The organism is Pseudomonas alkylphenolica, assembly GCF_000746525.1.
Classification (GTDB): domain Bacteria; phylum Pseudomonadota; class Gammaproteobacteria; order Pseudomonadales; family Pseudomonadaceae; genus Aquipseudomonas; species Aquipseudomonas alkylphenolica.
The window spans coordinates 3,077,807-3,091,747 of sequence record NZ_CP009048.1 but is presented as its reverse complement, the minus strand read 5'-3'; the positions used below and the strand labels follow the sequence as shown (position 1 = coordinate 3,091,747).

8 protein-coding genes are annotated in these 13,941 nt (G+C 63.2%); 6 read left to right on the top strand and 2 right to left on the bottom strand.

What is annotated here, in order from left to right; genetic code table 11:
- Positions 1-132: 132 nt before the first annotated feature.
- The 5 genes from PSAKL28_RS13995 (at position 133) to PSAKL28_RS13975 (ending at position 11,484) form a co-directional block, all read left to right on the top strand.
- Positions 133-1,416 carry an MdtA/MuxA family multidrug efflux RND transporter periplasmic adaptor subunit gene (locus tag PSAKL28_RS13995; RefSeq protein ID WP_038611414.1) on the top strand — a complete coding sequence of 428 codons (1,284 nt, stop codon included), beginning with the start codon at positions 133-135 and terminating at the stop codon, positions 1,414-1,416.
- Complete coding sequence (locus PSAKL28_RS13990) at positions 1,413-4,514, top strand: MdtB/MuxB family multidrug efflux RND transporter permease subunit (RefSeq protein ID WP_038611412.1); 3,102 nt, start codon at positions 1,413-1,415, stop codon at positions 4,512-4,514. The genes PSAKL28_RS13995 and PSAKL28_RS13990 overlap by 4 nt, the downstream gene beginning before the upstream one ends.
- Complete coding sequence (locus tag PSAKL28_RS13985) at positions 4,511-7,618, top strand: efflux RND transporter permease subunit (RefSeq protein ID WP_038611409.1); 3,108 nt, start codon at positions 4,511-4,513, stop codon at positions 7,616-7,618. The genes PSAKL28_RS13990 and PSAKL28_RS13985 overlap by 4 nt, the downstream gene beginning before the upstream one ends.
- Positions 7,615-9,102, top strand: coding sequence for an efflux transporter outer membrane subunit (locus tag PSAKL28_RS13980; RefSeq protein ID WP_038611406.1), 1,488 nt, complete (start codon positions 7,615-7,617; stop codon positions 9,100-9,102). The genes PSAKL28_RS13985 and PSAKL28_RS13980 overlap by 4 nt, the downstream gene beginning before the upstream one ends.
- A gap of 297 nt (positions 9,103-9,399) precedes the next feature.
- Positions 9,400-11,484 (top strand): putative bifunctional diguanylate cyclase/phosphodiesterase, encoded by a 2,085-nt coding sequence (locus PSAKL28_RS13975; protein WP_038611403.1) that lies wholly within the window; start codon positions 9,400-9,402, stop codon positions 11,482-11,484.
- Positions 11,485-11,486: 2 nt separating this feature from the next.
- Here the strand turns inward: PSAKL28_RS13975 and PSAKL28_RS13970 are convergent, their stop codons facing one another.
- Positions 11,487-11,747: a DUF1652 domain-containing protein gene (locus tag PSAKL28_RS13970; RefSeq protein ID WP_038611399.1), complete on the bottom strand. Its 261-nt coding sequence runs from the start codon at positions 11,745-11,747 to the stop codon at positions 11,487-11,489.
- Between the two features lie 321 nt (positions 11,748-12,068).
- On the opposite strand from PSAKL28_RS13970, the gene PSAKL28_RS13965 reads away from it, so the two are divergent.
- Positions 12,069-13,325 carry a pyridoxal phosphate-dependent aminotransferase gene (locus PSAKL28_RS13965; RefSeq protein ID WP_038611396.1) on the top strand — a complete coding sequence of 419 codons (1,257 nt, stop codon included), beginning with the start codon at positions 12,069-12,071 and terminating at the stop codon, positions 13,323-13,325.
- Here the strand turns inward: PSAKL28_RS13965 and PSAKL28_RS13960 are convergent.
- Positions 13,251-13,898: a DUF1345 domain-containing protein gene (locus PSAKL28_RS13960; RefSeq protein WP_038611393.1), complete on the bottom strand. Its 648-nt coding sequence runs from the start codon at positions 13,896-13,898 to the stop codon at positions 13,251-13,253. The genes PSAKL28_RS13965 and PSAKL28_RS13960 overlap by 75 nt on opposite strands.
- Positions 13,899-13,941: the final 43 nt, after the last annotated feature.

Sequence of the window (13,941 nt, the reverse complement as noted above, 5' to 3'; positions counted from 1 at the left end):
TCCAGGCCGTTTTTATTTATAGTTCATTGTCTTAGCAACGTAAGCTCAAGGTAAATTGCCGGTAAAGGCGCTTTGCTTATCCCGCTGCAGTGCTTATCGTTCAGCCTCCTCAAAAGAATTCTTTCCAGTCCAATGGTCGATCAACCGATGCTTTCTCGTTCCCGTTCCCCTCGTCGCTGGCTTGTCGGCCTGCTGATCCTGCTGCTGGTTGCCGGCCTGTGCTGGTGGCTGTGGCCGTCTCCAGCGGCGCACAAGGCTGCCGGCGCACCCGGTGGCAAGGGCGGGCGACCAGGCTTCGGGGCCTTTGCCGGGCCGGTGCCGGTGCGCGTCGAACCGGCTACTGTCGGCAACTTCCCGGTCTACCTCAAGGCCCTGGGCACGGTGACCGCGACCAATACCGTCAACGTCCGTAGCCGGGTAGGTGGCGAGCTGGTCAAGGTCAACTTCCAGGAAGGGCAGAAGGTCAAGGCCGGCGACCTGCTCGCCGAGATCGACCCGCGCAGCTACCAGATCGCCCTGCAACAGGCCGAAGGCACCCTGGCACAGAACCTGGCGCAGCTGAAAAACGCCCAGATCGACCTGGAACGCTATAAAGGCCTGTACGCCGAAGACAGTATCGCCAAGCAGACCCTCGACACTCAGGTGGCGCTGGTCGGCCAGTTCCAGGGCACCATCAAGACCAACCAGGCGGCGGTCGGCGATGCCAAGCTGAACCTGGATTTCACCCGTATCCGCGCACCGATCACCGGCCGCCTGGGCCTGCGTCAGCTCGACGTCGGCAACCTGGTGGCAGCCAACGACACCACGGCACTGGTGGTGATTACCCAGACCCAGCCGATCACCGTGGCCTTTACCTTGCCCGAGTCGGAGCTCAGCACCGTGCTGGCCCGCTACCGCAGCGGCGCCAAGTTGCCGGTTGAAGCTTGGGACCGCGGCGACCTCAAGCAGCAGGCCGTCGGCGAGTTGCGCAGCCTCGACAACCAGATCGACACCACCACTGGCACCCTGAAGTTCAAGGCGTTCTTCGAGAACCAGAACGAAGTGCTGTTCCCCAACCAGTTCGTCAACGTGCGCCTGCTGGCCGACACCTTGACCAACGTGGTGCTGGCGCCTTCGGCCGCCATCCAGTTCGGCACCGACGGCTCCTTTGTGTATGTCATGGAAGGCGAGAACAAGGTGCGCATCCGCAAACTCACCCTCGGCGCCAGCGACGGCGACCACACCGTGGTCACCGCAGGCCTGGCCAAGGGCGAGCGGGTGGTGCTTGAAGGTACCGACCGCTTGCGTGACGGCAGTGAGGTAGAAGTGGTCAACGACAGCTCGCAAGTCCCGGAAACCCCTGGCCAGCACCTGCAGGGGCAGGACAACAACGATGCTTCCGCTGCCGCGGACCGCAAGGACAAGGCCGGCGCATGAACCTCTCGCGGCTGTTCATCCTGCGCCCGGTGGCGACCACCCTGAGCATGCTGGCCATTGTCCTGGCCGGCCTGATCGCCTACACCTTGCTGCCTGTGGCGGCGTTGCCGCAGGTCGATTACCCGACCATCCGGGTCATGACCCTGTATCCGGGTGCCAGCCCGCAAGTAATGACCAGCGCAGTCACTGCGCCGCTGGAGCGCCAGTTCGGGCAGATGCCGGGCCTGACCCAGATGGCCTCGACCAGCTCCGGCGGCGCTTCGGTGCTGACCTTGCGCTTCAGCCTGGACATGAACATGGACGTTGCCGAGCAGCAGGTCCAGGCGGCGATCAACGCCGCCAGCAACCTGTTGCCCAGCGACCTGCCAGCACCGCCGGTGTACAACAAGGTCAACCCGGCCGACACCCCGGTGCTGACCCTGGCCATTTCGTCGAAAACCATGCCGCTGCCCAAGCTCAACGACCTGGTCGACACCCGCGTGGCGCAGAAAATCGCGCAGATCAGCGGCGTCGGCATGGTCAGCATCGCCGGCGGTCAGCGCCAGGCGGTGCGGATCAAGGTCAACCCTGATGCCCTGGCGTCTGCCGGACTCAACCTTGCGGATGTGCGCACCCTGATCGGCGCCTCCAACGTCAACCAGCCGAAAGGCAACTTCGACGGCCCGACGCGGGTGTCGATGCTCGACGCCAACGACCAACTGCGTTCCCCCGAGGAGTACGCCAACCTGATCCTGGCGTACAACAACGGTGCGCCGCTGCGCCTGAAGGACGTCGCCGAGATTGTCGACGGCGCCGAAAACGAGCGCCTGGCGGCCTGGGCCAACCAGAACCAGGCAGTGCTGTTGAACATCCAGCGTCAGCCGGGCGCAAACGTTATCGAGGTGGTTGACCGGATCAAGACCCTGCTGCCGTCGATCACCGACAACCTGCCGGCCGGCCTTGATGTCAGCGTACTCACCGACCGCACTCAGACCATCCGCGCCTCGGTCAAGGATGTTCAGCACGAACTGCTGCTGGCCATCGCCCTGGTAGTGATGGTGACCTTCGTGTTCCTGCGCCGCTTCAGCGCGACGATCATTCCGTCGGTGGCCGTGCCGCTGTCGCTGATCGGCACCTTTGCGGTGATGCACCTGGCCGGGTTCTCGATCAACAACCTGACCCTGATGGCGCTGACCATCGCCACCGGTTTTGTCGTCGACGATGCGATTGTCATGCTGGAGAACATTTCCCGGCACATCGAGGAAGGCGAAAGCCCCATGCAGGCGGCGCTCAAGGGTGCCCGGCAGATTGGTTTCACACTGATCTCGCTGACTTTCTCGCTGATCGCGGTGTTGATCCCGCTGCTGTTCATGGCCGATGTGGTAGGGCGCCTGTTCCGTGAATTCGCCATCACCCTGGCGGTGGCGATCCTGATTTCCCTGGTCGTGTCGCTGACCTTGACGCCGATGATGTGCGCGCGCCTGCTCAAGCGCGAGCCCACCGAGCAGGAGCAGGGGCGCTTCTACCGTGCCAGCGGTGCCTGGATTGACTGGATGATCGCCTGGTATGGCCGTGGCCTGCAGTGGGTGCTCAAGCGCCAGCCGCTGACCTTGCTGGTAGCGGTGGCGACCCTGGCCCTGACCGTGCTGTTGTACCTGGTGGTGCCCAAGGGCTTCTTCCCGGCACAGGACACCGGGGTGATCCAGGGTATTTCCGAAGCGCCGCAGTCGGTGTCTTTTGCCGCCATGAGCGAGCGCCAGCAACAGCTCAGTGCGGTGATCCTTCAGGATCCGGCGGTGCAGAGCCTGTCGTCCTACATCGGCGTCGACGGTGACAACGCCACGCTCAACAGCGGGCGTCTGTTGATCAACCTCAAGCCCCATGGCGAGCGCGACCTGACCGCCGCCCAGGTGATCGCCCGGCTGCAGCCGCAGGTCGACAAGCTGGTCGGCATCCGTCTGTTCATGCAGCCGGTGCAAGACCTGAGCATCGAAGACCGGGTCAGCCGCACCCAGTACCAGTTCAGCCTGTCGTCCCCGGACGCCGAACTGCTGGCGCTGTGGAGCGGCAAGCTGGTCGATGCCCTGCAACAGCGCCCGGAACTCACCGATGTCGCCAGCGACCTGCAGGACAAGGGCCTGCAAGTATTCCTGGTGATCGACCGGGATGCCGCCAGCCGCCTGGGCATCAACGTCGCCGACATCACCAACGCCCTGTACGACGCCTTCGGCCAGCGCCAGATCTCGACCATTTACACCCAGGCCAGCCAGTACCGCGTGGTGCTGCAGGCCGAAGCCGCTTCCAGCCTGGGGCCACAGGTGCTCGAGCAGATCCACGTCAAAGCCACCGATGGCGGCCAGGTGCGGCTGTCGAGCCTGGCGCGTATCGAACAGCGTCAGGCGCAGCTGGCAATTGCCCATATCGGCCAGTTCCCGGCGGTGATGATGTCGTTCAACCTGGCCGAAGGCGTGGCCCTCGGTGAGGCGGTCAAGGCGATCGAGCAGGTGCAGCAGGAGATCGGCATGCCGGTCGGCGTGCAGACCCGCTTCCAGGGCGCGGCCGAAGCGTTCCAGAACTCGCTGTCGAGCACCTTGCTGCTGATTCTGGCGGCGGTGGTGACCATGTACATCGTGCTTGGCGTGCTCTACGAGAGCTACATCCATCCGGTCACCATCCTCTCGACCCTGCCGTCGGCGGCGGTGGGCGCCTTGCTGGCGCTGATCCTGTCCGGCAACGACCTGGGCATGATCGCCATCATCGGCATCATTCTGCTGATCGGTATCGTCAAGAAGAACGCGATCATGATGATCGACTTCGCCCTCGAGGCCGAGCGCAACCAGGGCATGGCACCGGAAGCGGCGATCTACCAAGCGGCGCTGCTGCGCTTCCGGCCGATTCTGATGACCACCCTGGCGGCCCTGTTTGGCGCCATCCCGCTGATGCTCGCCACCGGTTCCGGCGCCGAGCTGCGCCAGCCGCTGGGTCTGGTGATGGTCGGCGGGCTGCTGGTCAGCCAGGTGCTGACGCTGTTCACCACGCCGGTCATCTACCTGTACTTCGATCGCCTGGCGCGGCGCATGCGCCCGCAACCTGACGCCGCGGTGCAGGACCTGTCATGAACCTCTCCGCACCCTTTATCCGCCGCCCGGTGGCGACCATGCTCCTGAGCCTGGCGATCATGCTGCTGGGTGGTGTCAGCTTCGGCCTGTTGCCGGTGGCGCCGCTGCCGCAGATCGAGTTCCCGGTGATCGTGGTCCAGGCCAACCTGCCGGGGGCCAGCCCCGAGGTGATGGCCTCAACCGTGGCGACTCCACTGGAGCGCTCCATGGGCGCGATATCCGGGGTCACTACGCTCACCAGCAATTCCAGCCAGGGCTCGACCCGGGTGATTCTCGGCTTTGACCAGGGCCGTGATATCGATGCGGCCGCGCGCGAAGTGCAGGCGGCGATCAACGCCTCGCGCAACCTGTTGCCCAGCGGTATGCGCAGCATGCCGACCTACAAGAAGTTCAATCCGTCGCAGGCGCCGATCATGGTCCTGGCGCTGACCTCCAGCGTGCTGCAGAAGGGCCAGCTCTACGACCTGGCCTCGACCATCCTGTCGCAGAGTCTGTCCCAGGTGCCGGGGGTAGGCGAGGTGCAGATCGGCGGCAGTTCGCTGCCGGCGGTGCGCATCGAACTCGAACCGCAATTGCTCAATCAGTACGGCGTGGCGCTGGACGATGTGCGCCAGACCATCGCCAACGCCAACCAGCGCCGGCCCAAGGGTTTTATCGAAGACCCTCAGCGCAGCTGGCAGGTGCAGGCCAACGACCAGCTGGAAAAGGCCAAGGACTACGAGCCGCTGGTGATCCGTTACCAGGACGGTGCGGTATTGCGCCTGAGCCATGTGGCCAAGGTCACCGACGCGGTGGAGAACCGCTACAACAGCGGCTTCTTCAATGACCAGGACGCGGTGCTGCTGGTGATCAACCGCCAGTCTGGCGCCAACATCATCGAGACCGTGAACAAGATCAAGGAGCAGCTGCCGGCCCTGGAGTCGCTGATGCCGGCCAGCGTCAAGCTGGACGTGGCCATGGACCGCTCGCCGGTGATCAAGGCGACCCTCAAGGAAGCCGAGCACACCCTGATCATCGCCGTGGTGCTGGTGATCCTCGTGGTGTTCCTGTTCCTCGGCAACCTGCGTGCCTCGCTGATTCCGACCCTGGCGGTGCCGGTGTCGCTGGTCGGCACCTTTGCGGCCATGTACCTGTGCGGCTTCTCGTTGAACAACATGTCGCTGATGGCGCTGATCCTTGCCACCGGCCTGGTGGTGGACGACGCCATCGTGGTGCTGGAGAACATCTCCCGGCATATCGACGAAGGCGTGCCGCCGATGCGCGCTGCCTACCTGGGCTCCAAGGAAGTTGGCTTCACCCTGTTGTCGATGAACCTGTCGCTGGTGGTGGTGTTCGTCTCGATCCTGTTCATGGGCGGTATCGTCGGCTCGTTGTTCCGCGAGTTCTCCATCACCCTGGCGGTGGCGATCGTTGTCTCGCTGGTGGTTTCCCTGACCCTGACACCGATGCTTTGCGCGCGCTGGCTCAAGCCCCAGGCACAAGAAGGGCAGACGCGCCTGCAGCGCTGGAGCGAGCACCTGCACCAGCGCATGATGGCCAGCTATGGGCGCAGCCTCGACTGGGTACTGCGTCACAGGCGCCTGACCCTGGCCAGCCTGCTGGTGACCATTGCGGTCAACATCGCCCTGTACGTGGTGGTACCCAAGACCTTCCTGCCGCAGCAGGACACCGGTCAGTTGATGGGCTTTGTCCGCGGTGACGACGGCCTGTCGTTCCAGGTCATGCAGCCGAAGATGGAAATCTACCGTCAGGCCCTGCTCAAGGATCCGGCGGTGGAAAGCGTCGCCGGCTTTATCGGTGGCAACAGCGGCACCAATAACGCCATGGTGCTGGTGCGCCTCAAGCCGATCAGCGAGCGCAAGATATCCGCGCAGAAGATCATCGAGCGTTTGCGCAAGGAAATGCCCAAGGTGCCTGGTGGACGCCTGTTCCTCATGGCCGACCAGGACCTGCAGTTCGGCGGTGGCCGCGACCAGAGCACCTCGCAGTTTCTCTACACCTTGCAGAGCAGCGAGCTGTCCGCTTTGCGCGAGTGGTATCCGAAAGTGGTCGCGGCGTTCAAGGCCCTGCCGGAACTCACTGCCATCGATGCCCGCGAAGGTGGCGGTACCCAGCAGGTCACCCTGGTGGTCGATCGCGAACAGGCCAAGCGTCTGGGGATCGACATGAGCATGGTCACCTCGGTGTTGAACAACGCCTACAGCCAGCGGCAGATTTCGACCATCTACGACAGCCTGAACCAGTATCAGGTGGTGATGGAGATCAACCCCAAATACGCCCAGGACCCGCGTAGCCTCGAGCAGGTCCAGGTGATCACCGCTGACGGCGCCCGGGTACCGCTGGCGACCTTTGCCCGCTATGAAAACAGCCTGGCCGACGACCGGGTCAGCCACGAAGGCCAGTTCGCCTCTGAAAGCATCAACTTCGACATCGCCGAAGGCTACAGTCAGGACCAGGCACTGGCTGCAGTTGAGCGGGCAGTGGCCAAGGTCGGCTTGCCCGAGGACGTGATCGCCAAGCTCGGCGGCACCGGCGATGCCTTTGCCGAAAGCCAGAAGGGCCAGCCGTTCATGATCCTCGGGGCGCTGCTGGCGGTGTATCTGGTGCTGGGGATTCTCTATGAGAGCTACATTCACCCGCTAACCATTCTCTCGACCTTGCCGTCGGCCGGGGTAGGGGCCTTGCTCACCCTGTATGTGGTGGGTAGCGAGTTCAGCCTGATTTCCCTGCTCGGCCTGTTCCTGTTGATTGGCGTGGTGAAGAAGAACGCCATCATGATGATCGACCTGGCCTTGCAACTGGAACGCCATGAACAGCTGAGCCCGGAGCAATCGATCCGCCGTGCCTGTCTGCTGCGTCTGCGACCGATCCTGATGACCACCATCGCCGCCATTCTCGGCGCCTTGCCGTTGCTGCTCAGTCATGCCGAGGGTTCGGAGATGCGCCAGCCGCTGGGCCTGACCATCATTGGCGGGCTGGTCTTCAGCCAGGTCCTCACGCTTTACACCACCCCGGTGGTTTACCTCTATCTGGACCGCTTGCGCCATCGTTTCAACCACTGGCGTGGCGTGCGCACCGACGCTGCTTTGGAAACCCCGCTATGACCCGACGTCCGTTTCTCTCCGACCGCTCCCTGCAGCAACTGCTGGGCGCCCGTGGCTCGCGCCTGCTGGCCTCCAGCCTGTGCCTGGCGATGCTCAGCGCCTGCACCCTGAGCCCGGACTACCAGCGCCCGCAAGCGCCGGAACCGGTGGCGTTCAAGCATGCTGCTGGCTGGACCCAGGCCAATCCTTCCGACGCCCTGGCCCGTGGCGCCTGGTGGCAGCTGTACGGTGATGCCCAACTGAACGACCTGGTCGAACAGCTCAACGCCAGCAACCAGACAGTCGCCCAATACGAAGCCCAGTACCGTCAGGCCCAGGCGCTGGTGCGCAGCGCCCGTGGTGCGTTGTTCCCCAGCGTCGACCTGAGCGCCGGCAAGAACCGCTCCAGTCAGGGCACCGGCAGTTCCAGCTCGAGCCTGAGTAACTCCAGCAGCGGCATCCGCGACACTTACAGCACCAGCCTTGGGGTCAGCTGGGAGGCCGACCTGTGGGGCAAGCTGCGGGACGGCCTGGCCGCCAACCAGGCCAGTGCCGAGGCAAGCCTGGCCGACATGGCGGCGATCCGCCTGAGCCTGCAATCGGAGCTGGTGCAGAACTACCTGCAACTGCGGGTGATGGACGAGCAGAAACGCCTGCTCGAAGCCACGGTCGCGACCTATCAGCGCTCGCTGACCATGACCGAGAACCAGTACCGCGCCGGGGTGTCTGGCAAGGATGCGGTAGCCCAGGCGCAAACTCAGCTGAAAAGTACCCAGGCCGACCTGATCGACCTGGTCTGGCAGCGCGCCCAGCTGGAAAACGCCATTGCCGTGCTGCTGGGCAAGGCACCGGCCGATTTTGCCCTGGCCGACAGCAAAGACATCCCGGCATTGCCCCAGGTGCCTGTGGCCTTGCCTTCGCAACTGCTGGAGCGTCGCCCGGACATTGCCTCGGCCGAGCGCAAGGTGATGTCGGCCAACGCCAGCATCGGCGTGGCCCGTGCTGCGTACTTCCCCGACCTGACCCTGAGCATGAGTGGCGGCTACAGCAGTAGCAGCTTCAACGACTGGATCAGCCTGCCCAACCGCTTCTGGTCGGTGGGCCCGCAACTGGCCATGACCCTGTTCGACGGCGGCCAGCGCTCGGCCGAAGTCGACCGTACCGTAGCGGTCTATGACCAGACCGTGGCGCAGTACCGTCAGGCGGTGCTCGATGGCTTCAAGGAAGTGGAAAACTACCTGGTGCAGCTCGACGTCTACGAGGACGAAGCCAGGGTGCGCAGCGAAGCCCTGGACGCCGCACGCGAATCACTGCGCCTGACCAGCAACCAGTACAAGGCGGGGCTGATCGCCTACCTGGATGTGGTCAACGTGCAGACCACCGCGCTGAGCAACGAGCGCAGTGTGCTGACCTTGCTGCAGGGGCGGCTGGTGGCCAGCGTGCAGTTGATAGCGGCACTGGGCGGCGGCTGGGATGCGCAGGCGGCGTTTGCCGAGTCGCCTTGAGTTTTCTTATAAAAAATGAATAAAAACATGTAGTTGCATAGCATTGTTAATGTTTGCTGTCGCTTCATGAGTGTGTTGCTGCAAATTGCATGAATAAGCAAAATCAGACATTAGATTTGCTATGCAACTACATGATTTATAACGATATTTGTTGTTTGAGTATTGGGCTTTTGGCAATTCAGTTGTCATCGCTAAATGCCATCGAAAACTCCGTGCGTTTCGCCAAAGGTTGAGTACAATCATCGGCTTTTACCCGGGCCGCACCAGTGCCCGGTTCCAAGGGTTGTGGAAGGCCAAATGCTGATCGGTAGTTACTCTTCTTCGTTGGTGTTGATTTCGCTCTGTGTGGCCATTCTTGCTTCCTATACCGCACTCGACCTGACCGGACGCATCGCCACCGCCAAGGGCCGGGCGGTGTACCTGTGGATCAGCGGTGGCGCGCTGGCGATGGGGTTCGGTATCTGGTCGATGCACTTCATCGGCATGCTCGCTTTCAGCTTGCCGATCCCGTTGGGCTACGACCTGACCCTGACGCTTTTGTCGCTGCTGATCGCCGGGTTGTCTTCCGGCTTTGCCCTGTGGCTGGTCAGTCAGCCGAGCCTGCCCTGGACCCAGTTGGGCCTGGGGGCGCTGATCATGGGCGCGGGTATCAGCAGCATGCATTACACCGGCATGGCCGCGTTGTTGCTGCAGCCAGGCATCGACTACGACCCGTTGCTGTTCGGCCTGTCGTTGGTAATTGCCGTGGGGGCTTCGGCGGCAGCCTTGTGGATTGCCTTCCGCCTGCGTCAGCAAACCCTGTATGTCCGGCAGATCCGTGGCGCTGCGGCGGTAGTGATGGGCGTGGCGATTGTCGGCATGCACTACACCGCGATGGCGGCGGCCAACTTCCCGGAAGGCAGTTTCTGTGGCGCCCTGGGCACTGGCCTGAGTGGCAACGGCCTGGATTACCTGGTGCTGATCACCACCCTGGCGGTATTGGCGGTGGCGCTGCTGACCTCGGTGCTCGACGCGCGCCTGGAAGCCCGCACGGCGGAACTGGCGCGTTCGTTGACCCGCGCCAACCAGGAGCTTACCCAACTGGCCCTGCACGACACCCTGACCGGTTTGCCCAATCGCACGCTGCTGGCCGATCGCATCGACCAGGCGATCAACAAGGTGGCGGAGCAGGGTGGCTGTTTCGCCCTGATGTTTATCGACCTGGACGGCTTCAAACCGGTCAACGACGCCTTTGGCCACCATATGGGCGACTTGCTGCTCAAGGAAGTGGCACTGCGCCTGCGCGGCCATCTGCACAGCCAGGACACCCTGGCCCGTATCGGCGGCGACGAGTTCGTGTTGCTGGTGGAAATGCAGGAGCCTGACGACGCCCTGGGCGTTGCGGCCAAGCAGGTCAACCTGATTTCCCGTGCCTTCCGCGTGGCGGAGCAGAGCCTGCAGATCTCGGCGAGTATCGGCATCGTCCTCTACCCGGGCAATGGTATCGACCAGCATGAACTGCTGCGCAACGCCGATGCGGCGATGTACCACGCCAAGAGTGCCGGCAAAAACGGTTACAGCTTCTTCGACGTGTCGATGAACAGCAATGCGCGCCTGCAGCTGCAACTGCTCCAGGACCTGCGGGTGGCGCTTGAGCAAAAGCAGTTCCGCCTGTTCTACCAGCCCAAGTTCGATGCCCAGGACTGCCAGCCCATCGGCGCCGAAGCGCTGTTGCGCTGGGAGCATCCGCAGCATGGTCTGCTGCTGCCGGATCGCTTTATCGCCCTGGCAGAGAAAACCGGGCTGATCATTCCGATTGGCGAATGGGTGCTGGATGAAGCCTGCCGGCAAATGCGTGCCTGGATTGACCAGGGCTACAGCGACTGGCGGATAGCGGTCAACCTCTCGGCCATCCAGTTCTGCCACAGCGGGCTGGTCGACAGCGTTGCCAAGGTACTGGCGCGTCATCAGTTGCCGGCCAACAGCCTGACCCTGGAAATCACCGAAACCACCGCCATGCACGATGCCGACGCGAGCATGGCGGTGCTGCAGCAGCTTTCGGACATGGGCGTGGATCTGTCCATCGACGACTTTGGCACCGGCTATTCGAGCCTGATGTACCTCAAGCGCCTGCCGGCCAACGAGTTGAAGATCGACCGCGGTTTCGTCCGCGACCTGGAGCAGGACAGCGATGATGCCGCGATTGTCTCGGCGATTGTCGCCCTGGGTCAGGCCCTGGGCTTGCGCATCGTTGCCGAAGGGGTGGAAACCGACCGCCAGCAGAACTTCCTCACCCGCCTGGGGTGCGACTCGCTACAGGGTTACCTGCTCGGCCAGCCGTTGCCGGCCGAGCGGTTTATCGTCGATATCGAGCGCGCCCGCCAGTCACTGGCACTCAGCTGAGCTCAGCCTGCGGCGCGCAGGTTGCAGGACGGCTCGAAGGCGTCGAGTTCGGCTTCGACGGCTTCGATGATCCGTTCGACATCGGCAGCGGGCATGAGGGTGGCGCAGGGAATTCCGGCGATAGCCAGCAGGGTTTCACCGGTGGCCCGGTCAAACAGCCGAGCAACCATGCTGCGCGGGGCATCCATGCTGGCCTCGAAGCCCAGCGGATGAAAATACCAGCGCATCACCTGGCAGGCGTTGGGAAACGTCAGTTTGTTCATTCCGGCCTCCATGTAGGGGTGAACAACAGGGCGAGCGGAGCAAGCTGTGCTTCAAGACTTGGCGAACATTCAAGAAACCTAAACATAGCACCGCTACCGTGAATGTCCGCCCGCGGTCATGACAGTTTTCCGGTTCTTTCAAGCTGGCCATTGGCGACTGCAAAATCCCCTGAAAACAAAGACCGGAACGGCAAACGTTTGCCGGCAACATTTCCCCGCTGCGGGCAATGGCGCTCTGCTATTTTTACCGACAGTCGGCTGGGATGCCTGCCTGGGATTTTCGGACCAATGGCTCCCCCGGGTTCAGTCAAGGAGACCGCCATGCGTTATTCCACGCTCACCCAACGTATCGCCGGTGACGGTGCTGCTGCCTGGAACATCCACTACCGCGCGCTGGAACTGCGCGAGCAGGGGCGCGAGGTGTTCCTGCTGTCGATCGGCGACCCGGATTTCGATACGCCGCAGCCTGTTGTCGAGGCCGCTGTAAACAGTCTGCGTGCCGGTAATACGCACTACTCCGACGTGCGTGGCAGCCTTGGCTTGCGCCAGGCCATTGCTCGCCAGCAAACGCGTCAAAGTGGCCAGCGGGTCGATCCGCAGGAAGTGGTGGTGCTGGCCGGCGCGCAATGTGCCTTGTATGGCGTGGCCCAGTGCCTGTTCGATGCCGGTGACGAGGTCATCGTCGCCGAGCCGATGTATGTCACCTACGAGGCTGTGTTTGGTGCCTGCGCAGCGAAGGTGGTACCGGTGCCGGTACGTCCCGAGCAAGGCTTTCGCGTCGATCCGGCCGACGTCGCCGCGCGGGTTACCTCACGCACACGGGCGTTGCTGCTCAACAGCCCGCACAATCCTTCCGGAGCCAGCTTGCCCAGGCACAGCTGGGAGCGTCTGGCGCAGATCTGTATCGAGCAAGACCTGTGGCTGATCTCTGATGAGGTCTATAGCGAGCTGCTGTATGAAGGCGCGCATTTCAGCCCGGCTAGCCTGCCGGGCATGGCTGCGCGCTGCGCGACCATCAACAGTTTGTCCAAATCCCACGCCATGTCGGGCTGGCGGGTCGGCTGGGTCATTGCTCCGCAGGCGTTGTGCGACCATTTGAGCAACCTGGCGCTGTGCATGCTCTTCGGTCTGCCGGATTTCATCCTCGATGCCGCCCAGGTGGCACTGGAACAGGAGCTGCCGCAGGTGCGGCAGATGCGTGACAGCTACCGCGAGCGGCGTGACCGGGTGTGTGCCAGCCTCGCCGATTGTCCGGGTATCAGCGTGCACAAGCCGGACGGCGGGATGTTCGTGATGGTTGATATCCGCGCCACCGGCCTGGGGGCGCAGGCTTTTGCCGAGCGCTTGCTGGAGGAACACGGGGTGGCGGTGCTCGCCGGTGATGCCTTCGGCCCCAGTGCGGCGGGGCACTTGCGCATTGGTCTGGTGCTCGACAGTGAGCGTCTGGAGCAGGCCTGCCAGCGCATCGCCCGGTGTGCTGTGCAGGTGCTCGAAGGCCGGCTTTCACTTGATCAGTGTGGCGGCCATGTTGATGGTAAAACCCAGAATGGCGGTGTTGAAGATAAACCCTACCAATGAGTGGGCCAGCACCACCCGGCGCATTGTCCGCCCGGCCACGCCGACATCGGAGGTCTGTACCGCGACGCTCAAGGTGTAGGAAAAGTAGTGAAAGTCCCAATAGTCGGGGTGACGTTCGCCATCGCTGAAGCGTAGCAGCGGCGTGTGCGCCTGGGCGGTGTAGAACAGGTGGGCATAGTGTAGGCTGAAAATCGCACCGATCAGCAGCCACGAGCCGGCGACGGTGAAGGCGGTAAAGGTCAGCTGCAGCGCCGTCGGCCCATCTTCGAGCTGAGCGCCGGCCGCCAGTTGCAGCACCACCGCGACCAGACTGGCAATGGCCGCGATGCTGACCGTGAACAGCACCAGCCCGGCGTTCTCGTCCTCGATACTGGCAACCTTGCGGACCTTTTCTGCGTTGGCGCCCAGCGTCAGCCACAGAATCAACAGCAGGTAGAGCCAGACGCCGCTGTTCCAGCCGATCAGCACATGCTCGACCCAATCGTTCGCCGGCAGCAGCCAACCGCTCAGGAGCCCGACGAGGGCGGCGATACTCAAGCGCGGGTGGCTGCGGCTCAGTCGATGAAATGCCATGTTGTCTCGGGGCTATGGGGACCTTGAGCAACTGTAGCCGCAA

Excerpts from the sequence above, each read along its gene's own strand:
- PSAKL28_RS13995 (WP_038611414.1), top strand. The coding sequence starts at position 133 with ATGGTCGATCAACCGATGCTTTCTCGTTCCCGTTCCCCTCGTCGCTGG.
- PSAKL28_RS13990 (WP_038611412.1), top strand. The coding sequence starts at position 1,413 with ATGAACCTCTCGCGGCTGTTCATCCTGCGCCCGGTGGCGACCACCCTG.
- PSAKL28_RS13985 (WP_038611409.1), top strand. The coding sequence starts at position 4,511 with ATGAACCTCTCCGCACCCTTTATCCGCCGCCCGGTGGCGACCATGCTC.
- PSAKL28_RS13980 (WP_038611406.1), top strand. The coding sequence starts at position 7,615 with ATGACCCGACGTCCGTTTCTCTCCGACCGCTCCCTGCAGCAACTGCTG.
- PSAKL28_RS13975 (WP_038611403.1), top strand. The coding sequence starts at position 9,400 with ATGCTGATCGGTAGTTACTCTTCTTCGTTGGTGTTGATTTCGCTCTGT.
- PSAKL28_RS13970 (WP_038611399.1), bottom strand. The coding sequence starts at position 11,747 with ATGAACAAACTGACGTTTCCCAACGCCTGCCAGGTGATGCGCTGGTAT.
- PSAKL28_RS13965 (WP_038611396.1), top strand. The coding sequence starts at position 12,069 with ATGCGTTATTCCACGCTCACCCAACGTATCGCCGGTGACGGTGCTGCT.
- PSAKL28_RS13960 (WP_038611393.1), bottom strand. The coding sequence starts at position 13,898 with ATGGCATTTCATCGACTGAGCCGCAGCCACCCGCGCTTGAGTATCGCC.